This is a genomic window from Campylobacter sp. 2014D-0258, assembly GCF_008000495.1.
GTDB lineage: Bacteria > Campylobacterota > Campylobacteria > Campylobacterales > Campylobacteraceae > Campylobacter_D > Campylobacter_D jejuni.
The window spans coordinates 1-22,909 of sequence record NZ_VOAR01000025.1; the positions used below are offsets into that span (position 1 = coordinate 1).

Annotated in this window: 24 protein-coding genes and 1 pseudogene; 11 read left to right on the plus strand and 14 right to left on the minus strand. The window is 29.8% G+C overall.

Going from position 1 to position 22,909, the window contains the following annotated elements; translation table 11 throughout:
• The 3 genes and pseudogenes from SR62_RS04765 to SR62_RS04775 all read left to right on the plus strand — a co-directional run.
• A pseudogene (locus SR62_RS04765) lies at nt 1-473 on the plus strand (ShlB/FhaC/HecB family hemolysin secretion/activation protein); the annotation flags it as partial.
• Nucleotides 474-555: 82 nt separating this feature from the next.
• Nucleotides 556-1,446, plus strand: a complete 891-nt coding sequence (gene cmoB, locus SR62_RS04770) for a tRNA 5-methoxyuridine(34)/uridine 5-oxyacetic acid(34) synthase CmoB (RefSeq protein WP_002859209.1) — start codon at nt 556-558, stop codon at nt 1,444-1,446.
• Nucleotides 1,447-1,518: 72 nt separating this feature from the next.
• Entirely contained in the window at nt 1,519-2,097 is a 579-nt protein-coding gene (locus SR62_RS04775) for a hypothetical protein (RefSeq protein ID WP_002853367.1), read from the plus strand.
• Here the strand turns inward: SR62_RS04775 and SR62_RS04780 are convergent, their stop codons facing one another.
• The gene (locus SR62_RS04780; protein ID WP_002853638.1) at nt 2,098-2,271 is read right to left on the minus strand and encodes a hypothetical protein; all 174 of its coding nucleotides are present in this window, start codon (nt 2,269-2,271) and stop codon (nt 2,098-2,100) included. It abuts the gene before it with no gap.
• A gap of 8 nt (nt 2,272-2,279) precedes the next feature.
• Nucleotides 2,280-2,807, minus strand: coding sequence for a thermonuclease family protein (locus tag SR62_RS04785; RefSeq protein ID WP_060810086.1), 528 nt, complete (start codon nt 2,805-2,807; stop codon nt 2,280-2,282).
• Nucleotides 2,808-2,874: 67 nt separating this feature from the next.
• Here SR62_RS04785 and SR62_RS04790 point away from each other — a divergent pair, with 67 nt between their 5' ends.
• Nucleotides 2,875-4,143: a M20/M25/M40 family metallo-hydrolase gene (locus SR62_RS04790; RefSeq protein WP_002893153.1), complete on the plus strand. Its 1,269-nt coding sequence runs from the start codon at nt 2,875-2,877 to the stop codon at nt 4,141-4,143.
• On the opposite strand, the gene SR62_RS04795 is transcribed toward SR62_RS04790, so the two are convergent.
• The gene (locus SR62_RS04795; RefSeq protein ID WP_002893152.1) at nt 4,126-5,373 is read right to left on the minus strand and encodes an MFS transporter; all 1,248 of its coding nucleotides are present in this window, start codon (nt 5,371-5,373) and stop codon (nt 4,126-4,128) included. The two genes, SR62_RS04790 and SR62_RS04795, sit on opposite strands and share 18 nt — an antisense overlap.
• Nucleotides 5,374-5,413: 40 nt before the next feature.
• Nucleotides 5,414-6,253, minus strand: coding sequence for a cysteine ABC transporter substrate-binding protein (locus SR62_RS04800; protein WP_002860724.1), 840 nt, complete (start codon nt 6,251-6,253; stop codon nt 5,414-5,416).
• A 219-nt stretch (nt 6,254-6,472) separates the two neighbouring features.
• Between SR62_RS04800 and jlpA the strand changes: the two genes are divergently transcribed.
• Nucleotides 6,473-7,591 (plus strand): lipoprotein adhesin JlpA, encoded by a 1,119-nt coding sequence (gene jlpA / locus SR62_RS04805; protein ID WP_002855896.1) that lies wholly within the window; start codon nt 6,473-6,475, stop codon nt 7,589-7,591.
• Between the two features lie 90 nt (nt 7,592-7,681).
• Nucleotides 7,682-8,422, plus strand: a complete 741-nt coding sequence (locus SR62_RS04810) for a YaaA family protein (protein WP_002893151.1) — start codon at nt 7,682-7,684, stop codon at nt 8,420-8,422.
• Between the two features lie 3 nt (nt 8,423-8,425).
• Here SR62_RS04810 and SR62_RS04815 read toward each other — a convergent pair whose 3' ends face one another.
• A complete protein-coding gene (locus tag SR62_RS04815; RefSeq protein ID WP_147502286.1) occupies nt 8,426-9,577 on the minus strand; it encodes a M20 aminoacylase family protein in 1,152 nt (383 codons plus the stop codon).
• A gap of 1 nt (nt 9,578) precedes the next feature.
• Nucleotides 9,579-10,799, minus strand: a complete 1,221-nt coding sequence (locus SR62_RS04820; protein WP_002893147.1) for a CynX/NimT family MFS transporter — start codon at nt 10,797-10,799, stop codon at nt 9,579-9,581.
• A 231-nt stretch (nt 10,800-11,030) separates the two neighbouring features.
• Here SR62_RS04820 and SR62_RS04830 point away from each other — a divergent pair, with 231 nt between their 5' ends.
• Nucleotides 11,031-11,237 carry a hypothetical protein gene (locus tag SR62_RS04830; protein WP_002893236.1) on the plus strand — a complete coding sequence of 69 codons (207 nt, stop codon included), beginning with the start codon at nt 11,031-11,033 and terminating at the stop codon, nt 11,235-11,237.
• A 2-nt stretch (nt 11,238-11,239) separates the two neighbouring features.
• Here the strand turns inward: SR62_RS04830 and SR62_RS04835 are convergent, their stop codons facing one another.
• The 6 genes from SR62_RS04835 to hemB are packed head-to-tail and all read right to left on the minus strand — an operon-like array spanning nt 11,240 to nt 16,995.
• Nucleotides 11,240-12,001: a DUF5416 family protein gene (locus SR62_RS04835; protein ID WP_074484144.1), complete on the minus strand. Its 762-nt coding sequence runs from the start codon at nt 11,999-12,001 to the stop codon at nt 11,240-11,242.
• Nucleotides 11,998-13,263 carry a (Fe-S)-binding protein gene (locus SR62_RS04840; protein WP_002890010.1) on the minus strand — a complete coding sequence of 422 codons (1,266 nt, stop codon included), beginning with the start codon at nt 13,261-13,263 and terminating at the stop codon, nt 11,998-12,000. The genes SR62_RS04835 and SR62_RS04840 overlap by 4 nt, the downstream gene beginning before the upstream one ends.
• A gap of 1 nt (nt 13,264) precedes the next feature.
• The gene (gene hemN / locus SR62_RS04845) at nt 13,265-14,620 is read right to left on the minus strand and encodes an oxygen-independent coproporphyrinogen III oxidase (RefSeq protein WP_147502287.1); all 1,356 of its coding nucleotides are present in this window, start codon (nt 14,618-14,620) and stop codon (nt 13,265-13,267) included.
• Nucleotides 14,607-15,098: a DUF2603 domain-containing protein gene (locus SR62_RS04850; protein ID WP_002853412.1), complete on the minus strand. Its 492-nt coding sequence runs from the start codon at nt 15,096-15,098 to the stop codon at nt 14,607-14,609. The genes hemN and SR62_RS04850 overlap by 14 nt, the downstream gene beginning before the upstream one ends.
• Complete coding sequence (gene argF / locus SR62_RS04855) at nt 15,095-16,015, minus strand: ornithine carbamoyltransferase (RefSeq protein ID WP_002854006.1); 921 nt, start codon at nt 16,013-16,015, stop codon at nt 15,095-15,097. Before argF ends, SR62_RS04850 begins: the two co-directional genes overlap by 4 nt.
• Entirely contained in the window at nt 16,012-16,995 is a 984-nt protein-coding gene (gene hemB / locus SR62_RS04860; RefSeq protein ID WP_002867946.1) for a porphobilinogen synthase, read from the minus strand. The genes argF and hemB overlap by 4 nt, the downstream gene beginning before the upstream one ends.
• Nucleotides 16,996-17,052: 57 nt before the next feature.
• On the opposite strand from hemB, the gene ribA reads away from it, so the two are divergent.
• Together ribA and rsmG are read left to right on the plus strand one after the other, a co-directional pair.
• Nucleotides 17,053-17,613 carry a GTP cyclohydrolase II gene (gene ribA, locus SR62_RS04865; RefSeq protein WP_002853056.1) on the plus strand — a complete coding sequence of 187 codons (561 nt, stop codon included), beginning with the start codon at nt 17,053-17,055 and terminating at the stop codon, nt 17,611-17,613.
• On the plus strand, nt 17,614-18,180 hold the full coding sequence (gene rsmG / locus SR62_RS04870) for a 16S rRNA (guanine(527)-N(7))-methyltransferase RsmG (RefSeq protein ID WP_002867945.1): 567 nt from the start codon (nt 17,614-17,616) through the stop codon (nt 18,178-18,180). It abuts the gene before it with no gap.
• 15 nt (nt 18,181-18,195) lie between these two features.
• Here the strand turns inward: rsmG and SR62_RS04875 are convergent, their stop codons facing one another.
• Together SR62_RS04875 and SR62_RS04880 are read right to left on the minus strand one after the other, a co-directional pair.
• A complete protein-coding gene (locus tag SR62_RS04875) occupies nt 18,196-18,768 on the minus strand; it encodes a hypothetical protein (protein WP_002867944.1) in 573 nt (190 codons plus the stop codon).
• Between the two features lie 94 nt (nt 18,769-18,862).
• A complete protein-coding gene (locus SR62_RS04880; RefSeq protein WP_002853043.1) occupies nt 18,863-19,960 on the minus strand; it encodes a YeiH family protein in 1,098 nt (365 codons plus the stop codon).
• Nucleotides 19,961-20,072: 112 nt separating this feature from the next.
• On the opposite strand from SR62_RS04880, the gene SR62_RS04885 reads away from it, so the two are divergent.
• Both SR62_RS04885 and rpoD read left to right on the plus strand, forming a co-directional pair.
• Complete coding sequence (locus SR62_RS04885; protein ID WP_002855820.1) at nt 20,073-20,954, plus strand: LysR family transcriptional regulator; 882 nt, start codon at nt 20,073-20,075, stop codon at nt 20,952-20,954.
• 79 nt (nt 20,955-21,033) lie between these two features.
• A complete protein-coding gene (gene rpoD / locus SR62_RS04890; RefSeq protein WP_002853451.1) occupies nt 21,034-22,902 on the plus strand; it encodes an RNA polymerase sigma factor RpoD in 1,869 nt (622 codons plus the stop codon).
• Nucleotides 22,903-22,909: the final 7 nt, after the last annotated feature.

The window sequence follows — 22,909 nt, forward strand, 5'->3', positions numbered from 1 at the left end:
AAGCAAAGTAGGTGGAGTAGAATTTGGAAAATTTGCTAAACTCAATGTCAATCTTAACAATGCTTATTTCCTTAATGATACCTTTACTCATCTTTTTAGTTTAAATTATCAACAAGTTATCAATGGATCTACATTAGATAGTAGTGAAACCATATCTTTAGGAGGTCCTTATGGAGTAAGGGCTTATAATAATGGAGATGGAGAAGGAGATAATGCTGTAGTGGCCAGCTTTGGACTTAGAATGGCTACTCCTTTAAAAGATTTTTTATATTACTCCTTTTTATGATATAAGTTATTCTTGGTATGAGAATGATTCTTATACAAACTATATAGATGCTTATGGTTTACAACTGCTTTATAATAAAACAGGGAATTTTTATGTCAAGCTTGATTTAGCTAGAGCTTTAAAGAAGTATAAGCTAGATGATGATTATAGTTCTAAAGCTTATGTAATCTTTAGAAAGTATTTTTGAGTTATTTTTGATCAAATATTTAATGCATATAATTTATATTGCCATAAAAGCTTTTAATGTTATAATTTAGCATTAAAAGCAAATGTCAAGGATAAAAATGCAAGAAAATTTACTTGAAAAACAATTTCTAAATCACCCTTTATACGCTAAAATTCAAGAACTTAAAGCTCTCAATCTTGCTTGTAATTTTTCTTTAGATGATAGTGTAAATTTATCTACAAATTCTCAAGCCAAAGATGAAATCTTAGCTATAGCAAAAGAACTTAAACCATGGAGAAAAGGTCCTTTTAAAATAGATGATCTTTTCATCGATACAGAATGGCAAAGTTTTATTAAATTCAACATTCTAAAGCCTTTCATGAACGAAATTTCTCAAAAATGCGTTGCTGATATAGGCTGTAATAATGGTTATTATATGTTTAAAATGCTTGAATTTAATCCTGCAAAACTCATAGGTTTTGATCCTTCTATCAAATACCGTTTGCAATTTGAACTCATTAACGCTTTAGCTAAAACTCCTATAAAATACGAACTTTTAGGCGTAGAAGATCTTCCAAGCTATGGCTTGAAATTTGATGTGATTTTCTGTCTTGGGGTGATTTATCATAGAAGTGATCCTATAAAAATGCTAAAAGATTTAAAAGCAGGACTTAATAAAAATGGAGTTGTTTTTTTAGATACCATGTATATAGAAGATGAGAGAGAAATCGCTCTTGTGCCTAATAAAACTTATTCTAAAATTCCAAATATTTATTTTGTACCAAGCATTAGTGCATTAAAAAACTGGTGTGAAAGAGCAGGATTTAAAGAATTTGAAGTTTTGGCTACAAAAAAAACCGATGAAAACGAACAAAGAAAAACAGAATGGATAGACTCTTTTTCGCTGGAAAATTTCTTAGATCCAAAGGATAAAAATCTTACCATTGAAGGCTATGAAGCACCCAAAAGAGTTTATATACGCATTAAAATATAAATTCTTTTTATTTTTTACCGATATTGAATTTTAGATATTTTGAAGTAGATAAGTAGAATTTAAAGGTTAGATATGGCAAAAAAAGATAATTTTGAAGAATATGCACAACTTGAAGAATACGCATCTGCAGAAGATATATCTCGCGTTAGAGCAGAATTACTCACTTGTCCTGAATTAAACACCTCGCTTGCTGGAACCATTATAGAAATTGATAAAAACTATGCCAAATCAATTTTAATAACCACAAGCGAAATGGTAGCAGATGATCAAGGATTGATTTTTGATGCCTTTATTTTCGCTGCGGCAAACTATGTAGCACAAGCCTCTATCAATAAAGAATTTTCAGTGATTATTGGATCAAAATGTTTTTTTTATGCTCCGCTTAAATTAGGCGATGTTTTAGAACTTGAAGCTCATGCACTTTTTGACGAAACCTCCAAAAAAAGAGATGTAAAAGTGGTTGGACATGTTAAAGAAGTTAAAATGTTTGAAGGAACGATACAAGTTGTTAGCACCGATGAGCATATATTTAAACTCAAGCGTCCGCCACTTAACACTGTTAAACCTACAGAAAATCAAGAACAAGGTGCCAAAATCAACAATCCAGAAGCTGTAGCAGCTGCATTAATGGCCTCTGTGGGTGGAAAATAATCAAGGAGTCATTTTAATATCTACCCAATTTTTTGGGCAATCCTTATGATAAGTTCCGCTTCCATCATAATACTCTTTACAATCATCATAAAAACGATTTGAAATCCCTCTTTCATTTACAAAACATCCAGAAATTCCTAAAGCTAATAGCACCATTAAAGTATATTTTTTCATGTTTTTCCTTAGAATTTATTGTGTTTTCTCCATTTATAAGGCTCTATAGGATTACTCTCTTTCCAAAGACCTAAATGATTTTTCTTAGCATTTTCTTGTTCTTTGGTATAAGCGTTACTATAGTAAGTATCAGTCCAAGCATAGCCTTTGCTTACCAAAAATCGATTAATATCAACATCATTAAGCTTTACAATAGCAACAATTCTACCATAAGTATCTTTATTTTTATAAATAATTTCAACTTGTTTGCCGCTTAAAATTCTACTTAAAGCTTCTTTTGATTGCTTTCCAAAACTTTGTTTAAGTTCTGGTGCATCTATACCAAAAAATCTTATTCTAGCGAGTTTGTTTTCATGATTAACTTCTATAGTATCTCCATCAATAATTCTAACTACTTTTCCTTCAAAACTAGAATTTTGGGCAATATAGTTCTGGATAAAAATAACTACAAGAGTGAAGATTAATACAGAAAAAAGTTTTTTTGGATCACTTAATAATTTTCTTAGATTAAATAATTTTTTATAATTTATTCTCATTTTTTAATCATTTTGCCTTTAAATTTTAAAAAATATGCCATAATTTTATCAAAACAAAGGAGATAAAATGCAAAATGTTATAGAAAATTTTAAACAATTATGCAAAATTCCTCATTGCAGTTATGAAACAGAACAAATGAAAGAATTTTTAAGCTCTTACGCCAAAGATAAAGGCTTTAAGGTGAGTGTAGATAAGGCAGGAAATATCCATGCCATAAAAGGCAAACCAAAAATTTGTCTACAAAGCCATTATGATATGGTCTGTATGGGCGATGCACCAAACTTAGAAGTTTATGAAGAAAATGGCTTTTTAAGAGCCAAAAATTCAAGTCTTGGTGCAGATAATGGCATAGGTATAGCCATCATGATGAGTGCTATGGCTGAATTTGAAAATTTAGAATGTCTTTTTACAAACGATGAAGAAGTAGGACTCATGGGAGTGAATTCACTCGAGCACACTTTAGAATCTAAAATGCTTTTAAATTTAGATCATGAAAGCGATGATGAGATCATGATAGGCTGTGCAGGTGGAGTAGATATAGAAGCTAGTTTATCTTTTAATACCCTTAGAAAAAAGGGTAAAATTTATGAGCTTTGCGCACAAAATTTTAAAGGTGGACACTCAGGCATAAATATCATACGCAATGAAAAAAGTTCCATCAAAGAAATGGCTAAATTCATACAAGAAAATGAAGGAGAAATCATTTCTTTTGAAGGCGGAGAAAGAATCAATTCTATACCTAAACACGCCAAAGCTTTAGTGCATTTTAAAAATGAAGTAAAGAGTAATAAATGGATAAAATGTGAATTTAAAGAAGAAGGCGAATTTGAAATTTGCGATCAAAGCAAAAAACTTTTAAGTCTTATAAATTCTTTTGCTCATGGGGTTAGAGCTTATGATGAAAATCTATATATAGTTCAAACAAGCATTAACCTAGCTACTTTAAGAATGCAAGATAAACAAATCAAATTCGCACTTTTTGCAAGATCTAATATACTTGATGGACTTAAGCAAGTAGAATTTGAAACTTTAGAATTTTTCAAGGCTTTTGATTTTAAAGCAAGAAGTTTTAATTTCTATCCACCTTGGGAAGGTAAACCAAACGCACTTAGCGACATGGTTTTTAAAGCACTTAAAAAAGTATCGCCTAATGCCAAAGTTTCAGCTATCCACGCAGGGCTTGAGTGCGGCATTATAGAGAAAAAACAAGAGCTTTTATGTGCTTCTATAGGCCCAAATATCCATAATCCTCATTCAACTGATGAGCATTGTGAAATCGCTTCAGTTGAAAAAATATCTAAGGTTGTTTTTGAAGTTTTAAAAGACAATGCTTAATTCTTTAATCTTGCTTCTTGCAAAAACGCGTTTTAACAAAAACACGCAAAGCAAGGAGCAAGATCCCACTATAGCAAGATAAATACCTAAATACTCTTTATAAAAAGCATTAACTATAAAAGGGGTTAAAAAACCTAAAATCGCATAAGAAATATTATAAGCAAAACTAAGCCCACTAAATTTAAGTTCGCTTTTAAAAATTTGCGTCATAAAAACAGGCGCGAAAGTAATAATACCTTGTGCAAAACAAGCCAATAAAAAATAAAATAAAAAATTCTCATCATAAAAACTAAAAAACATACCAAAGATAATAAAAGCTATACTAAAAATAGAACAAATCCTATAGCTTCCCCATTTGCTTGCTAAAAAACCTTGAAATAAAGCTCCAAAAATCACCGCTAAAATAGCAAAATTTTGCACCCATAAAGCAGAAGTTTTACTCATAGCCAAAAGACTTTCAAAATACTTAGGCAAAATCATCAAAGTTGCCACACCGCTTGTTAAAACCATGGTCATTAAAAAACAAACAAGCATACTCATTTTATGAGTTTTTAAAGCTTCAAACAATGGAAAATTTAAAATTTTCTTTTCATTTTGAACTTTTATAAATTCTGGAGTTTCGCTGAGTTTATTTCTTAAAAACAAAGCTAAAATTCCAAAAAATCCTCCTATGATAAAAGGAATTCTCCAAGCATAGCTTTGAACTTCTTCTGGGGTAAAATAAGATCTTATGCCTAAAGTGGCAATATTTCCTAGCAATAAACCTATGGTTAAAGTCGCTGAAATAAAACCAAGAGCTAAAGGAATTTGACGCCCTTTAACAAATTCGCTCACATAAATCCAAGCTCCACTCACCTCAGTTCCAACGGCTAAACCTTGCAAAATACGAATAGTAAATAAAATCAAAGTAGCAAATATACCTATACTTTCATAACTTGGTAAAAAAGCTAAAGCAAAACTAGGCAAAACCATCAAAAGCATAGAAATATAAAAAATATTCTTTCTTCCATATCTATCAGCAAAATGTGCCATCACAATAGAACCAAAAGGACGCGCTAAATAAGCAGCACCAAAGGCTATATAAGCATTTATCTGCATCCAAAAAGCATCATTTTGCGGAAAGAATACCTTAGCAAAAATATCCAAAAAAAAGGCAAAAAGCACAAAATCATAAAATTCTAAAATTCCACCCAAAGAAGCATAAATAATATTTTTGTATTTTTTTTGCATATTTTATCCTAAATCAATATAAAGGGCAAAAAGCCCTTTATTAAATTTTTCCACCTTCAATCACTACATCATCAGCCTTAACATCATCTCCAAAATGAGCTTTTAAAGTTTCATCATAAGCCTTGTGAAAAAACTGCTCTTGGCCTAGTTTAATGATCAAATTATCGATAAATTCTTTAAGTTCTTTATCGCCTTTTTTAACCGCTGGTGCGATAACATCTTTGTTACCTAACTCTTTGATACCCATTTTAAAATCAGGATGATCTTTCACCCAAGCAAAAAGCAAGGTATTATCATGACTTAAAGCATCGCCTCTTTTATCCATCAAAGCGGCAAAGGTTTCGGTATTTTGATCATATTTTAAAGTTTTAATATTAGGATAATTTTGCGTAAAATAAGCATCTGCTGTTGTACCTTTGTTTAAAAGCAAGGTTTTATCTTTTAAATCTTCTACGCTAGTTATATTACTATCCTTTGGTACAGCTACGCCTAAAGCTACCTTCATATAAGGCAAGCAAAAATCAACCTGTTCTGCCCTTTGCGGAGTTTGAGTAAAATTAGCCAAAATAATATCTACTTTATTTGATTTTAAAAACTCAACCCTATTTGCAGCTTCAACAAGAACAAATTGCACCTTATTTTCATCGCCAAAAAGTTCTTTTGCTATGCGTTTAGCTAAAGCTATATCATAGCCTTGATTGTTTCCTTTTTCATCCACATAACCAAAAGGTGGTTTATCGCCAAATACCCCAATCCTAACAACTCCATTTTGCTTGATCTTATCAAGAGAATTTAAAGTTTTAGAGTCAGAATTTCCTCCACAAGCAGCCAATACTACTGCAACAAAGGTCGTTAAAACACTTAGAAGTATTTTTTTCATACATTTCCTTTCTTTAAAAATAAGCTTAAAGCTATTGCAAAAATATATAATAATTGCAAAGTTAATTATACTTAAAATTATAAATAATACATTTGAAACAAACTAAAAAGATTTTCCTATGTGTAAAAATGTAATTAATCCCACACTCTCTTTTAGCATTGTTTAAATTTTAAGTAAAAAAAGATATAATCTTTTTTTAAAATTTTTAAGGAGAAAACTATGAAAAAAGGTATTTTTCTCTCTATTGGAATAGCTGTTTTGTTTTCAGCTTGCGGAAATTCCATAGATGAAAAAACAGTTAAAAAATATGAAAATCAACTAAATCAAACAGTTAAACAAGAAATTGCAAGTCTTTCTCAGGACTCTGGAATAAAGATTGAATTCTCAGATTTTAAATGCAATGCAGATGGTGATTTTATAGCGTGTTTAAGTCCAAATTTCAAAACTCTTGCAAAAGATAATAACGATGAGTATCAAGAACTATTTCAAGCAAAAAATATCAAAATTCGCTCAAATGAAATTTACAAAGGCGAAGCAAATACATCAATTAGCATTAAAGAATATTACAACGATCTTTTTAAAAACCAAAAAAGCATACAATCAAATTTGGTTTTTGAAGATTTTAAACTTGGAGAAAAAGTTGTTAGTGACATCAATGCAAGCTTATTTCAACAAGATCCAAAAATCAGCTCTTTTATCAATAAATTAAGCTCGGATTCTTATACTTTATCATTTGATAACTCCATAAACAAACAAGAAAACAATTATCTAGATAATCTTGATATAAAATTTTATAACGCAAAATTAAATTTCAATACAAATCTAAATATAAATCTAAAAGAAGATTTGCTTAATTACCTTGATTCTAAGGGTATAAAATTTAACACTCAAACTTTAGCTATGGATGAACAAGCTATCAATGAACTTCTTAATATGGTAAACTACGAACAAGCTTCAGATTTTAGCAATACAATCCAAAAATACATCATCTTAAATAATTTTAAAATTGATTCAACTCTTAAAACCGAAGGCGTATTTAGTAGCTATATAGCAACTGCTAAGGAAAATTTACAAACCTTAAAAGCTCAAAGTCAAAATGAAGAACAAGCATTAATCTTTGATAAAGCTTTAGCTATTTTAAACAATATCACTCAAAATGATGATTATAAACTCAATCTTGATTTAAAATTTAAAAACATCCCTGTTAGTGACTATAGCACACAGGGAATCGACAGCATAGAAAAACTAAGCATCAACAATCAAGACGCCACAGAAGCGTTAAAAATTATACTTCCATTTATCATGTTTTCTATGTTAATGGGCGGAGCGTCGTTTTAAATTTTAAAATGATAAAAACTTCAAAAACATTAAAAGCAAGATTAAATTCTTTGCTCTTAATGTTTCATAACATTAACAAAAAAGGCTAAAATGAAAATTTTATTCTCCCCTAGTGAAAGCAAAAATGAAAATTGCGTAAAAAATCCTATCAATGAAAACTCATTTATATTTAAAGAATTATTTCCTTATAGAATGGAAACTTTAAAGCATTATGAAGAATTTATCAAAAACGCAAGTTTACAGAATTTACAAGAACTTTTTGGCATTAAAAATGAAAATGAAATTGATAAATTTAAACACGACTTAAAACAAGTTCCCACTCAAGAAGCTATATTGCTTTATACTGGGGTAAGTTATGAATATCTTAATTTTAAAGCCTTAGATAAAAAAAGCCAAGCTTATATTTTAGAAAATACTCTTATATTTTCTAATCTTTTTGGCGTTGTAAGAGCTAATGATACCCTACCCTTTTATAAATTCAAGCAAGGGGCTAAAATAGGAAATTTTGCCATAGAGAAATTTTATAAAGAACATTTTAGCAAAGCCTTAGATGAATACTTAGAAAATGAAGAAATACTTGACCTTAGAGCAGGATTTTATGATAAATTTTATACTCCAAAAAAGAAATTTTATACTTATAAATTTGTAAAAAATGGTAAAGTCATCAGTCATTTTGCTAAAGCTTATAGGGGAATTTTACTCTCCATAAGTGCAAAAAACCAAGTAAAAAACAATAAAGAGCTTTTAGCAAACCTTCCTTCAAACCTAAAACTCAAAGAAATTCAAATCAAAGGTTTAAAGGAAGAAATTGTGCTTGAAATTCTAGATTAGTTTTTATTTTAAGTATTTTAAAGCTAGCTTCGCATAATAACTTGCAGCCCTAGCTAAAAGTTTATCATTAAAAACATAACTAGAATTATGTAAATAAATGTCGTTTTCATTTTCTAAAAAAGCATAGGCACATTTTTTCATTTCGCAAAAAAACCCAAAATCCTCACTTGCCATTAAAGGACGATAATTAAATTCACAATTTTTTTCGCCAAATAATTCTTTTGCAACCTCACTAGCAAAATCCACAGCTTCATCGTTATTCATAGTCACTGGTGCAACAACATTTTTATTGATTTTAATCTCTATATCATTAGCCTGTGCAAGACCTTTACAAATTTTATAAATTTTTTCTTCAGTTAGCTTTCTAGTTTCATTATCTAATGCTCTAACACTCATTTTAATCGTTGCAATATCTGGAATGATATTAAAAGCATGTCCTGCATTAAAAGCTCCTATGCTTACAACTGCTGAATTTTGAGGATCAACATTGCGAGATACTATACTTTGCAAAGCCACCACAAGCAAAGAAGCAGCATAAATAGGATCTTTTGCTTTTTCTGGAGCACTTCCATGACCACCTCTTCCAATAACTTCAATGCTATAACTATCCGAAGAAGCCATCATCGCACCTTTTTTAAGATAAAATTTCTTATCGTTACCAAAAGGCATATTGTGCCATCCAAAAACATAATCACTATCAAATTTTTCAAACAATCCATCTTCTATCATTGCCTTAGCACCACCCAAGCCCTCTTCAGCAGGTTGAAAATAAAGATTTAGAGTACCATTAAAATTCTGACTTGCTAAATACTTTGCAGCAAGCAATAAAGAAGTAGTATGTCCATCATGACCGCAAGCATGCATTACATTTTCTTTTTTGCTTTTATAAGGCAAATTTGTGCATTCTTGCAAAGGCAAAGCATCCATATCTGCACGAAGCCCTATTTTTTTATCGTTATTTCCCTTTTTTAAAACCCCCACAACACCTGTTTTTCCTATTTCTTCATAAACCTCATAACCAAATTCTTTTAATTTTTGCGCCACTAATTTTGCAGTACATAATTCATCAAAACCAAGCTCAGGATTTTCATGAATTTGATGACGAATTTTTTCAAATTCGCCTTGTAAGTCTAGTATTTCTGGAATTAAATTCATTCTATTTTTCTCCTTGTATAAAATTTTCTCTTCTAGGTAAAACAAATTGTGCTAAGATCGCTGAAATAAAAATCAAAGTAAAAATATAAACAAAACCCAAAGTAAAACTATGGGTTTTATCAACACTCCAAGATACTACCCATAGGTTAAATGATAGTATAACAAAGGTAATACTCCAAAAAGCACTCATAATATAAGCAGTTTGATTTGGATTAGAATTTTTTAATTCTGAAGGTAGATTAAAGAAAAATGGAAACCACATAGAATAAAAAATGCCTGATAACACAGCAAAAATCTGTATCAATACTAAATTTTGTAAAAACAACATACAAAATCCGCATATAAAAATACACGCTCCTCCAGACAATAACATTATTTTAAAAGAAATATTTTTTCTTTTAAAAAATAATCCAAGATAAGGACCAAAAATAATAGCAAAATTAGCCAAGGCTGGAATTTCTTTTTTAGCAAAATCAGCTAATTCTTTACTCAAACCCGCATATTGCGCATAAAAAGTTGGTAAAAAAGTAAAAAGAGAATTTAAAAATAAAATAGGCCCTATGTAAAAAATAATCATACCCCAAGTAACACGAGATTTTAGAGCATAAATAAGATCTTTTGCATTATTCTTTTTTTCTTCTTTTTTATTCTCATCTTTACCTACAAAAAGCCACAAAATCAATAAAATCAAATTAATCCAAGCATAAAATGATAAAGAATCTCTCCAATTTCCAAAATAATTTGAGATGCTTTCAGCTAAAACAAGTCCTAGGGTAATGCCTACCAAATTTGAAGTTATATTAAAACTAATTACAAAGTGCAAAGCTTTTTTTTCAAACCATTGCTGTGCAATAGGCACTAAGCAAACTAAAGCACAAGCTGAACCAAGCCCTGTTAAAAATCTTATAATCAAAATACCGCTATAACTATCTACAAAACTTAAAAATATACCTGAACTCATTAAAATACAGCCTAAAAAATATCCCTTTTTTAATCCGAATTTATAAACCAAAAAAGCAGTAAATGAAGCACCAAAAATTTTCGCGACTACTATCATGGTAGTGATTAAAGTAGCTTGCTGAGTATTTAGGGCAAGATCATTTGAAATCAAAGGCATCAAAGACCCTGTCGCTGCCCAAGAGATACTAAAAACAGCATAAACACTAAAAATGATAAATTCAACTCCAATGCGTCTAAAATGAAATAAAAGTGATTTTTCCATATTAAAATCCTTTTTAGATATCTATTAAAATATAACATAAAAAAATAAGATATTTATTATCTTTAATTATTTTTTAATTTAATTATTTTTTTATATATTTTTTTGTTACTTTTTGACAATTTATATATAAGTTTAAAGATAAAAAACTAAAATACAAAATAAAAAACCCGTAAAAGTTTTTTGAAGTATTTAAATGATATATTTCAAAATCTAGTTTTAAAAAGGAAAAATATGGAATTTTTAGCATTTATTTTTTTGATTATTATATTTTTATTTGTAGTCTTTATCATCGTTACTCGCTATGAAAAAAAGATAAAATTACTCAACCAAAACATACAAAATATGAAAGAAGATATAGTCGATCTTAAAGAAACAACTCAAAAAAATCGCTCTTTAATTGAAAAAAATCGCACTAATATAGAAAATATAACAAAATAAAACTAAGAAAGATTTGCGATAAGTTTATAGTGCTTTTTCTGATTTATCATTAAAGTAAAAATTTTTTCACTTGAATTTTCACTTTTATTTTTATAAACCATACTTTTTAAAAACGGAAAAAGCATCGTACTAGAAGTTTTACCTTGTAAAATAATATGCATAGAACCTTTTAAAATTCCATACTTATAGCTCATACCGCTTGGAAATATATCAAGATTAAAATTTAAACTATCTTCATTGCTATCATAATTTAAAATTTCAATTTTAACAAAGCTAATTTCTTGATCTTCTTGAGATAAATTTTTAAAAATTTCAAGTTTTTCGTGTTTTTTGATAGCAACAACTTCTTGCTTGCTTTCTTTAAAATCAGAAAGAAAATTTTCATTTTTAAAAATTCTTGAAAAAAATTTTAAATTTTTAAACTGCATACTTGTTTGTTTTGTGTTTTCATGTATTATTTTTTCGGATTTTAAGATGTCATGTTCTATATTATCTTCTTGGTTTTGATTATCTTTGTTTGATTTCATGTCAAAATCTTCAACGATAATCATATCTTCACTATCATAAATATTAAAATGTTTTATAATTTCTTCAAAAGTAAAACTGTCATCACTAAATTCCAAAAGCTCTATATTTGAAGTGATAAAATCAACACCATCTCGTTCTTCAATCTTATCTTTAATCACAAAAGCATCAACACAAAAGCACGATCTTTGAATTTCATATTCGGAACTTTTGCCTTTAAATACTATCTTCATCATCACAAAGCTTTTGCTATAAGTTCTAAAGGACTGGCAAAAACAACCTTGCTTGAATTTTGTTCTAATGCATTTGAAATTTGCATTCTACAAGCTGAACACTCGGCGCTTACCACACTAGCCTTACTTTCATCGATCATTTGTGCTTTTTTAAGCCCTACACTTAAAGCTCTATCATAATAATCCGTTTGCATACTCACCCCGCCAAAACCGCAACAAGTATTAGAATTACTCATTTCTACAAAATGATAATTTGTTTTTAAAAGTTCTCTTGGCTCTTTAAAAACCCCTTGCATTTTTCTTGCATGGCAAGGATCGTGATAAGTAATGCTATAATTAAATTTATTTTTTGTTTTTAAAATTTCTTCCAAAGAAGTAAATTTATAAAAATACTCGCTAGCCATATATATCTTAGATGACACACATTTTGCGCGTTTTGCCCAGTCTAAATCATTTTGCATTATAAAAAAATGTTCATAATCTATCTTTAACATAGCCGAACAAGTGGCCTCAGGAACTATAATAGCATCTAATTTTTCTAATTTTTTTTCAAAATACTCAATATTTTTTTTAGCCAAAACTTCAACACTTTTAAAATCACCCGTAAAAAATTGCGGCGCTCCACAACACACTTGTTCTTTCATCAAATCCACATTGATTTTTAATTCCTTAGCGATTTTAAGCACTGCATTAGCCGTATCTATGTAAAAATAATTCGCCAAACAACCTACAAAAAAACCTATTGTTTTTTCTCCATCATTATTGATAAATTTTGGATTAGAATTTAAGAAACTTTTTTTATTAAAACTTGTAAGCAATCTTCCCTTTTTAACAAAAGGCATGGAAAATCTTGCCTTCATACCTGTATTTTCATTCTCATTTTGAATTTTAAACGCACAACTTTGAAACACATAGCCAAGCTTAGCTACCAAATCTAAAATTTTGCGTCTTCTTAAAAAGAAAAAAATAAGTTTTTTATACCAAGCTATACCAAATTTTTTAGCTATATCATAACGAACTTCTTCTATGGCATTATCTACTCTTAATTTACTTGGACATACTTCAACACAATTGGTGCATAAAAAACAAGATTCAAAAACTTTCTTAGCTTCTTTATCAAGTTCTAGACTTCCCTCTTTATAAGCAGCTAAAAGATCTAAAAATCCTCTTGGACTAGTAATTTCATCGCGATTTTCTTCGTGTATAGTACAAACAGGTATACATTTGCCACATTTAACACAAGCATCACTTATTTGACTAAATTTCATCTTACACCGTTTTTGAGAATACTTTTTTATCTTCACTAATGTTTTTCATATAAGCATCAAAACACATGGCAATATTTCTTATAAGCAAAACGCCTGTTTCATTGACTTTGATAAAATTTTCATCAAAATTAATAAAATCTTTGTATTCTTCTAAAGCTTTTAAATCCTCTTTAAAATACTCCTGAAAATCAATGCAAAATTCTTTTTCTATTGACTTAATATCAAGCTTAAAATTTGCCATTAACTCCATAATAACTACTTTTCTAAGCTCATCATCATCGCTTAAAACTACACCTCTTTCAAAAGGCAAAACTCCTCTATCTAATGCAGCTTCATAACTTGACATATCTTTGAAATTTTGTGCATAATGTCTTTGTCCTTCACCTATACTTGTAAGCCCAACACCGACTAAATCAGCACCGCCTTTGGTGGTATAACCTTGGAAATTTCTATGTAAAGTTCCATTTTCTAAAGCTTTAAAAAGCTCATCATCTTCTTTTGCAAAATGATCCATTCCTATCATTTTATAGCCGTTTTTACTCAAAAAATTCTCACAAAATTCTAAAATTTCAAGTTTAACATCAGGACTTGGCAGGGTATTTTCATCAAATTTTCTCATATTTTTCTTAAGCCAAGGCACATGAGCGTAATTAAAAATCGCCAAACGATCAGGGTTTAAAAGCATAACTTTTTCTAAAGTTTGTGTAAAGCTTTGTAAATTTTGATAAGGCAAACCATAAATTAAATCCATATTTACAGACTTTATCCCTTTGCTTCTTACAAGATTTAAAGCATTTTGTGTTAATTCAAAAGACTGGATGCGATGAATTTCTTTTTGAACTTTTTCATCAAAATCCTGCACTCCAAAGCTGATACGATTAAAGCCATTTTGCGTTAAAACTATGGCTTGTTCCTCATTTAAAAAACGCGGATCGATCTCACAGCTAATCTCTGCATCTTTAGAAAAATTTCCAAAAACAGATCTGATTTTTAAAATCAAACTTTGAAGTTGTTTAGCGCTAAAAAAAGTTGGAGTTCCGCCACCAAAGTGCATTTGCACCACTTCTCTTTTAGTATCTAAAATGGTACTTAAAATATCAAGCTCTTTAAAAATATAAGTTAAATACCTTTCTTTACTCTCTTCTTTTGCAGTATAGATGACATTGCAACCACAAAAATAACAAGCACTCCTACAAAATGGTAAATGAAAATAAAGCGATAAAGATCTATCTTGTTTTTTTAAAATTTCTATATATTCTTCGTATTTGAAATTTGTATTAAACTCTACTGCTGTAGGATAAGAAGTATAGCGTGGTCCTGCTTTAGAGTATTTTACAAAAGCTTTATAATCTCTCATTTTGGTTTACCCTTTCTATCATCGCTTGCATATCTACAAATAAATTTGGATGCTCTTGTTTGATTTTAGAAATTAATTTTTCAAGATCAATACTAACTTCCATAGTGCCATTTTGTGCCTTTTGCTTGATCTCATCCATAGCAACCGTCCAAACATCGTTAAAATCTACAGGAATTTGCTGATAAATCGCCTTTTCTAAACGCAATTCAAAATTCTCTTTTTGACTTTGTTTTAAACTTTCAAGTATATTCTTAAGACTTTGTAAAGAAAGCAAAGTGTGAATTTCATCGTTTTCATCGATCACAAACCAAGGCTCAGGAGAATCAAAACTTCCATTTTCAAGAACTAAACATTTTTCGTTTTCATTCTCGCTTTGCTTCATTTTAAAAATCGTTCTATCTTTTTTCTTTATTCCTAGATTTTGACTAAATTCATCAATACGTTTTAAGCAAGTGCTATACTTTTCTAGCTCTTTCATTCTCTTCCTCTCTGATTATCCAAAAAGCAAAGCAAGGCTTTTACCACATAAAGGCGATTTCTTGCTTCTTCAAAAATCACATCTGCATGTTTTTCAAAAATTTCTTCACTCACTTCATAACCCCTATAAGCAGGCAAACAATGAAGCAATATCGCGTCTTTATTGGCAACGCTCATAGCCTTTTCATCAATCATAAATCCTTCAAATTCTTTAATCTTGCGTTCTTTTTCATTCTCTTCACCCATAGAAACCCAAGTATCGGTAATGACTACATCTTTATCCTTTAAGGCTTCAAATTTATCATGACTTAAGGAAATTTTAGCTCCTGAAATCAAAGCCTGTTTCATAGCAAATTCCCAAATTTCAGGGCTAATTTTATAGTTTTTTGGTATAGCTATACTAAATTCAAAGCCCAAAATCGCAGCCGCAATAAGCCAAGAATTGCACATATTGTTACTATCTCCGATAAAAGCAACTTTTGCTATACCATTTTGCATCTTATTCCATTCTTTGATAGTAAGCAAATCTCCTAAAACCTGAGTAGGGTGATAAAGCTCGCTTAAAGCATTGATCACAGGAGCTTTAGAATATCTTGCAAATTCGAGTAAAGTTTCATGTTTATTGACCCTCATCATCACAAAATCAACCATCGCCCCTATCACCCTAGCTGTATCCTTTACAGGCTCACCACGACTAAGTTGTAAATCATTGCTGCTTAAAAACAAAGCCTTTCCGCCAAGCTCTGTTATGGCTAATTCAAATGCCATTCTTGTTCTTGTAGAGTTTTTCTCAAAAATCATTGCTAAAGTTTTATCTTGTAAAAGTTTTTTAGGCTCTTTTTTAAGCTCGCTAGCATGATTTACAAGGCTTAAAATTTCCTCCTTAGAAAAATCTCTTAAAGTTAAAAAATGTTTCATTTTTCTCCTTTTAACATTTTAGCTAATTCTTTAGCATGATAAGTGATGATAAGCTTTGCCCCTGCTCTTTTAAAAGCTATTATAGTTTCATACAAAACTTTTTCATAATCAATCACTCCTGCATTTTTAGCTGCCTTTAACATAGCATACTCTCCGCTTACATTATAAACACACAAAGGCAAGTTAGAATGAAGGGATATTTCTTTAACCACATCAAGATAAGCAAGAGCAGGTTTTACCATTAAAATATCAGCTCCTTGTGCTTCATCCTCCAAGCTTTCTTCTAAAGCTTCTTTACCATTAGCAAAATCCATTTGATAGCTTTTTCTATCTCCATAACTTGGAGCTGACTCTGCTACATCTCGAAATGGCCCATAATAACTTGATGCAAATTTAGTAGAATACGCCATTATAGGCAAATTTTCAAAACCTTCCTTATCTAAAGCTTTGCGCAAAGTAGTGATAACACCATCCATCATTCCACTAGGTGCTATCATATCTACCCCTGCTTTTGCATGAACTAAGGCTTGCTTGGCTGAAATTTCTAAAGTTGCATCATTATCTACGCTTTTTGTTTTTGGATCGATAATCCCACAATGCCCGTGATCTGCGTATTCGCAAAAACAAAGATCACTGATTATAAAAAGATCTGGAAAATTTTTCTTAATCTCTCTTATACTTCTTGCAACAAGCCCTTCATCATCTAAAGCATCGCTTCCACAGCTGTCTTTTTTCTCATTTTCCAAAACGCCAAAAAGTATAATGGCTTTAATGCCTAAATTAACTACATTTTGACACTCTTTTAAAATTTCATCTAAACTCATTTGAAACACATCAGGCATAGAAGAAATTTCTTTTTTTATCCCCGTTCCATTAACCACAAAAAGCGGATAAATCAAATCATTTACACTTAAAGAATTTTCCCTTACCATAGATCTTAAGTTTTCATTAAGCCTTAATCTTCTAAATCTTTTAAACATTTTTTTGTCCTTTTTTTGCTAAAATCTTAACATAAATTTGATTATAGAGAGTGGTAAATGGAAATAAAAATTTCAGAAATTGCGAATTTACCTAGCAAATGGGGAAATTTCCAAATGCAAAGTTTCAAAGAAAACGATAAAGAACATTTATGCATATTTAAAAACACTCCAAAAGATACACTCAATCTAAGAATTCATTCAGAGTGCTTAACAGGAGATGCTTTAGGAAGTTTAAAATGCGACTGCGGAGAACAGCTTGAATTTTCGCTAAAATATATAGAAAAGAATGGCGGAATGGTGATTTATCTTAGACAAGAAGGAAGGGGTATAGGGCTTTTTAACAAGGTTAATGCTTATGCTTTACAAGATAAAGGTTTTGATACGATTAAAGCAAATCATCAGCTTGGCTTTAAAGCCGATGAGAGAACTTATGAAATTGTAGAATTTATACTCAAACACTATGAAATTTCTAAGGTTAATTTACTCACAAATAACCCTGAAAAGCTAGATTCTATCAAAGAAAAAATCATCACACGCATACCGATTTTAATAGAACCTAATCGTTTTAATGTAGAGTATTTAAACATAAAACAAACTCAAATGGGACATCTTAAATAAATGATTTTTAAAGATTATGATTTTTTGCAAAACTACGATTTAAAAAACTTTGAAGAAAAGGTAAAAATTTATAAAGAATTATTATCTAAATTTAACCGCATTCACAATCTTACTCATTTAAAAAATATAGATGAAAATATCTTTGATAGTATTAAAATTTTAGATTTTTATGATTTTTCTAAAGCAAAAAATATTGCCGATATAGGAAGTGGCGCAGGATTTCCAGCTGTATTTTTAGCTTTTTTACTGCAAAGCAATTTTCATCTTTTCGAACCCAATCCCAAAAAAGCTGCCTTTTTGCGGACATTAAAAATAGAATGTGAACTTCCAAATTTACATATTTACAAAGAAAAAGTTCAAGAATACAAGAATACCTTTAAAGCTGATATCATCACTTCAAGAGCCTTAATGGATGTCAAGCCTTTGCTTGAAATTTGCAAAAATCTAAAAGATGAAAATACAGTTTTTATTTTATGGAAAGGTAGTGAAATTTATCAAGAACTTGAAAATATAAAAGATTATGAAATTTTGGAAAATAATTTAAGAAGATATTGTATTTTAAAGTAGCCCTAAGGCTACTTTTTATTCTGCTAAATCAGCATTAAAACTGATATCCACTAAAGGCCAAGAAATTCCACCATGTCCTGCAGCAACATCGCTTAATGCTTTTAATGCTTTAGAACCATTTTTAAAAGTATGCAAATCAAGTTGTCCTTTAGCTTCAAATTTATTATCTTTGATGGTATAAGTTAAAGGTACAATAGTACTTTTTTTATCCATAGTAATTTTTGCTGAAATAACGCCTTTATTTTCACCCGCAATCACATCTTGAAAAACAACTTTAATATCCGTATCTCCCAATAAAGCAGGGAAAAATACTTTTGTGATATTATTGGTTATAATATCATTGCCTTCACCCATAAAAGCATTGCTTGGCTTTATGGTAGCTTTAGCGCCTTTAAGATAACTTGCCAAATCCTTTATACTTTTAGAAAATTTATATTCTACATTTTTAAATTCACCTTTTGTTCCTATCATATCTTTAGTTTTATATCCTTCAAAAGAAACCTTTAAACTATCTTCTTTAAAAGATACAGCACTTAAAGCCGAAGCTAACAAGCAAGAACTTAAAACACTTACAAGAATTTTTTTCATCTTTATTCCTTTTTAATAAATTTAATTAATGAATTAAATTATATTCTTAGTTGATTAATAAAATAAAATTTTCTAAAATAAAAAATAATTTTTATTACCAAAGTATACCTTTAAAAGCTAAGGTTAAAAAATATCCTCCAAAAATCAAAACAAGCCCTAAAACAAAAGCCAAGCCAAATACCCTAGAGCCACTTTTTAAAAATTTTTTAAAGTCAATTTGCAAGCCTAAAGCTGCCATAGCAAAAACGATACATAAAGTACAAAGTGTTTTACCTAAAGAGATAATATCACTCGTAGCAATACCTAAAATACTTTCTTTGCTTGCTAAATAAGTATTTAAAACTATCATGCCTAAAAATGCAAAAGCAAAATAAGGTATAGTGATACTTTTTGCAGTTTTTCCACTGCTTGAATGTTGATTTTTAGCGAAAAAATAAGTCACTATAAGCAAAAAAGGCACAAGTAAAATCACTCTCATCATTTTTATAATCACTGCAACATTAGAAGCACCTTGCTCAAATCCTGCCATATCCTTTGCCATTTCAGCAGCACCTGCGACATTTGCCACCTCATGCAAAGTAGCTCCCATAAAAACACCCATAGCATTTTGATCAAAAAAAGGAAAAAGATTTAAAGAAAAAGCTATGGGATATAAGAACATAAATACAAGTCCAAAAATCACCACCGTACCTACAGCTAAAATTCCCTTAAAAGGATCACTTTTCAAACTTGACTCTAGTGCTAAAACCGCTGCCGCACCGCAAATCGCACTTCCAGCTCCAACAAGCATAGAAGTTTCTTTATCGAGTTTAAAAATTTTCGTTCCCACAAATAAAGCAATAATAAAAACAAAAAATATCACTATAGCAGAAAGCAAAAATCCTTTCAATCCTACGCTTAAAAGCTCAGTTAAAGTGATATTAAAACCATATAAAACAATGCCAAGTCTTAAAAGTTTTTTCGCACTAAAATGCACTCCGGCTTGAAAATGATGTTGGTATTTAAAAAACCAAGGAGAAAGCAACACTCCTATGATAATAGCAAAAGCAGTCGCTGCTAAATGAGTGGTATCTTTGATACTTTGAACACTAGAAAGATACATAGCAAAAATCACTATACAAGCAGTAAAAAGCAAACCCTTAAAATTTGATCGCACTATAGCCACGCTATGTGCTAAAAAACTTGTTTTCATTTATTTTCCTTTTTGTAAATTTTGTGTTATTATATTTTTTTTATTAAAATTATAGAAATATATTATTTTAATTTTTATAATAAATTTTTTTTATTAAATAAAGGAATCACTCATGAAAATCAAAGATATGGAAATATTTTTAGATCTTTTAAACACTCAAAGTCCAACTCATACAGCCAACAATTTTTCCATAACTCAACCTAATGTTTCAATAGTAATTAAAAATTTAGAAAATAAATTTGATGGCATTTTATTTGAAAGACTTGGAAAAAAACTCTTACCTACACCAAAAGCTTTAGAACTAGGAAAAAATTGGTTAAAAATTATACAAGCCTACTACCAAAGCTTAGAAAAATTAAACGACGAAAGTATGCTCTTAGGGGAAATAAAAATAGCCTCAACTCAAAGCATTTCTGAACATTTTTTAGCTCCTATTTTATTTGATTTTAAGGCAGAATTTAAAAACATAGAAATTCGCTCTCAAACGCAGAATTCAAAAGAATGTTTAAATTTACTAAAAAACGGAAATATAGAATTTGCAATCATTGAAGCAGAACTTGATCCAGCTTTAGTGGAGTATGAAAATTTAGAAATAAATTTTTGGCAAGATGATGAACTTATAGTAGCTACAAGTGATAAAAAACTCAATGAAAAAGAATTTTATATCGATGAACTTTTGGAACAAAAGTGGATTTTAAGAGAAGTAGGCTCAGGCTTAAGGGATAAATTTTTAAACGAAATTGGTGCAAGCTCAAAAAAACTTAATATTTTTCTTGAACTTGATAGAATGGCTGCGATTAAAGAACTTGTTTTACAAAAAAAAGCAATCTCTATTTTTTCCAAAAAAAGCATAGAAAAAGAATTAAAAAATTCAACACTTTATGAAATTAAATTAAAAAATATCGACCTAAAGCGTAAATTTTATACCTTAAAAAGAAAAAATTATAATTTTAACAGAGCTTTAGAAAAATTTGAAAAAATATTCAAATCATAAACATAATAACCGATTTATATAGAAAGTTAAGCAATTTTTAGATAAAATCCAAAGCTTATATAAATTTCAAGGATAATCAATGAACGCCAAAACTCAAGAAGCTGAATTAGAAGAATTATTTCAAGAAAATGCAAAAGATTATATCACATATGAAAAATTGGTAAAATATCTTACAAAACAACCAAGTGCATCAACCGCTAAAAAAGTGCAAGCATTAATGAAAAAACACAAAGTGCAACTTTTTTCAGCAGCTGAAATTGCACAAATGAAAAACATAGAAGATGCAAAAAGACTTCAAGAAGAAAAACAAAAACTCCAAGATACAAGCCTTGAGAACGAATTTGATTTAGCCAATGAAAACGATTTATTAGAATGGAGCAGATCAGACTCTCCTGTTCGTATGTATTTAAGAGAAATGGGACAAATTGCTTTATTAAACAAAGATGAAGAAATTGAAATTTCCAAAAAAATAGAACTTGGCGAAGATATTATCATTGATGCTTTTTGTTCTGTACCTTATTTGATAGATTTTATTTTAGATTATAAAGAACCTTTAATAAACAGAGAAAGAAGGGTAAAAGAACTATTTAAAAGCTTTGACGATGAAGAAAAAAGTGATGATAAACTTGATGAACTTGATATAGATGAAGATGAAGAAAACGAAACAGAATTAGAATCAGATGAAGAAAATACTAAAAAAAACAGCAAAAAAGAAGATGAAAGAACTTTAAAAGTTATAGAAAAATTTAAAGCTCTAGAAAAAGCTAAAAAAGATTGGCTAAAAACATCCAAAGACAAAGAAAGCGGAGATGAACTTTTAGATAAATTAAGCATTGCGTTCAAAAAAAATATTTTAAAAGAAAAATTAATGGATCTAGGCCCTACTTCAAAACTTATTAGCGAAATCGTAAAATCAATGGAAACTGCACTAAAAAGTGATGAAGAATTTGACAAAGAACTTAAGCGTTTAGAATACCGCTTACCTATGTTTTCTGATGAACTTAAAAAACGCCATGCAGATATTTTAAAAGATATTACAAAATTGAGCAAAGAAGAAATCACAGAGCGAGCTTTAGAAACAACCATGGTAAGCACTTATATGGAAATTAAAAAACTATTTCAAACTAAAGAAGCCAGTGAAAAAAGCTTTGATCTTGAAAAATCACGCTTAAAAGAAATTTTGGAGCAAATTAAACGCGGTAAAAAAATCTCTGATGAAGCAAAAGGAAGAATGGCAAAATCAAACTTGCGCCTTGTTGTAAGCATAGCTAAACGCTACACAAATCGTGGTCTGCCTTTCTTAGACCTTATCCAAGAAGGAAATATAGGTTTGATGAAAGCTGTGGATAAATTTGAATACAAAAGGGGTTATAAATTTTCCACTTATGCAACTTGGTGGATCAGGCAAGCTATTTCAAGGGCTATAGCTGATCAAGCAAGAACCATAAGAATTCCAATCCATATGATAGAAACCATCAATCAAATTAACAAAATTATCCGCGAACATCTACAAAAAGATGGAAAAGAACCTGATGTCAGTGTTATAGCTAAAGAAGTAGGTTTAAGCGTAGATAAGGTTAAACAAGTTATTAAAATCACAAAAGAACCAATTTCTCTTGAAGCTCCAATAGGAAATGAAGATGATGGTAAATTTGGAGATTTTGTTGAAGATAGAAATTCACTTTCTCCAATGGATCATATCTTAAAGGATGATTTAAAAGAACAAATTGATGAAGTTTTAGATCAATTAAACGATAGAGAAAAAGCGGTAATTCGTATGCGTTTTGGTTTAATGGATGATGAAAGTGATAGAACTTTAGAGGAAATTGGAAAGGAACTTAATGTCACTCGAGAAAGAGTGAGACAAATAGAAAGCTCAGCTATAAAAAAACTCAAACACCCTAAAGTAGGAAGAAAACTAAAAAATTATATAGAAGGTTGGAAGTAAGAGTCAA

Excerpts from the sequence above, each read along its gene's own strand:
- cmoB (WP_002859209.1), top strand. The coding sequence starts at position 556 with ATGTCAAGGATAAAAATGCAAGAAAATTTACTTGAAAAACAATTTCTA.
- SR62_RS04775 (WP_002853367.1), top strand. The coding sequence starts at position 1,519 with ATGGCAAAAAAAGATAATTTTGAAGAATATGCACAACTTGAAGAATAC.
- SR62_RS04780 (WP_002853638.1), bottom strand. The coding sequence starts at position 2,271 with ATGAAAAAATATACTTTAATGGTGCTATTAGCTTTAGGAATTTCTGGA.
- SR62_RS04785 (WP_060810086.1), bottom strand. The coding sequence starts at position 2,807 with ATGAGAATAAATTATAAAAAATTATTTAATCTAAGAAAATTATTAAGT.
- SR62_RS04790 (WP_002893153.1), top strand. The coding sequence starts at position 2,875 with ATGCAAAATGTTATAGAAAATTTTAAACAATTATGCAAAATTCCTCAT.
- SR62_RS04795 (WP_002893152.1), bottom strand. The coding sequence starts at position 5,373 with ATGCAAAAAAAATACAAAAATATTATTTATGCTTCTTTGGGTGGAATT.
- SR62_RS04800 (WP_002860724.1), bottom strand. The coding sequence starts at position 6,253 with ATGAAAAAAATACTTCTAAGTGTTTTAACGACCTTTGTTGCAGTAGTA.
- jlpA (WP_002855896.1), top strand. The coding sequence starts at position 6,473 with ATGAAAAAAGGTATTTTTCTCTCTATTGGAATAGCTGTTTTGTTTTCA.
- SR62_RS04810 (WP_002893151.1), top strand. The coding sequence starts at position 7,682 with ATGAAAATTTTATTCTCCCCTAGTGAAAGCAAAAATGAAAATTGCGTA.
- SR62_RS04815 (WP_147502286.1), bottom strand. The coding sequence starts at position 9,577 with ATGAATTTAATTCCAGAAATACTAGACTTACAAGGCGAATTTGAAAAA.
- SR62_RS04820 (WP_002893147.1), bottom strand. The coding sequence starts at position 10,799 with ATGGAAAAATCACTTTTATTTCATTTTAGACGCATTGGAGTTGAATTT.
- SR62_RS04830 (WP_002893236.1), top strand. The coding sequence starts at position 11,031 with ATGGAATTTTTAGCATTTATTTTTTTGATTATTATATTTTTATTTGTA.
- SR62_RS04840 (WP_002890010.1), bottom strand. The coding sequence starts at position 13,263 with ATGAAATTTAGTCAAATAAGTGATGCTTGTGTTAAATGTGGCAAATGT.
- hemN (WP_147502287.1), bottom strand. The coding sequence starts at position 14,620 with ATGAGAGATTATAAAGCTTTTGTAAAATACTCTAAAGCAGGACCACGC.
- SR62_RS04850 (WP_002853412.1), bottom strand. The coding sequence starts at position 15,098 with ATGAAAGAGCTAGAAAAGTATAGCACTTGCTTAAAACGTATTGATGAA.
- argF (WP_002854006.1), bottom strand. The coding sequence starts at position 16,015 with ATGAAACATTTTTTAACTTTAAGAGATTTTTCTAAGGAGGAAATTTTA.
- hemB (WP_002867946.1), bottom strand. The coding sequence starts at position 16,995 with ATGTTTAAAAGATTTAGAAGATTAAGGCTTAATGAAAACTTAAGATCT.
- ribA (WP_002853056.1), top strand. The coding sequence starts at position 17,053 with ATGGAAATAAAAATTTCAGAAATTGCGAATTTACCTAGCAAATGGGGA.
- rsmG (WP_002867945.1), top strand. The coding sequence starts at position 17,614 with ATGATTTTTAAAGATTATGATTTTTTGCAAAACTACGATTTAAAAAAC.
- SR62_RS04875 (WP_002867944.1), bottom strand. The coding sequence starts at position 18,768 with ATGAAAAAAATTCTTGTAAGTGTTTTAAGTTCTTGCTTGTTAGCTTCG.
- SR62_RS04880 (WP_002853043.1), bottom strand. The coding sequence starts at position 19,960 with ATGAAAACAAGTTTTTTAGCACATAGCGTGGCTATAGTGCGATCAAAT.
- SR62_RS04885 (WP_002855820.1), top strand. The coding sequence starts at position 20,073 with ATGAAAATCAAAGATATGGAAATATTTTTAGATCTTTTAAACACTCAA.
- rpoD (WP_002853451.1), top strand. The coding sequence starts at position 21,034 with ATGAACGCCAAAACTCAAGAAGCTGAATTAGAAGAATTATTTCAAGAA.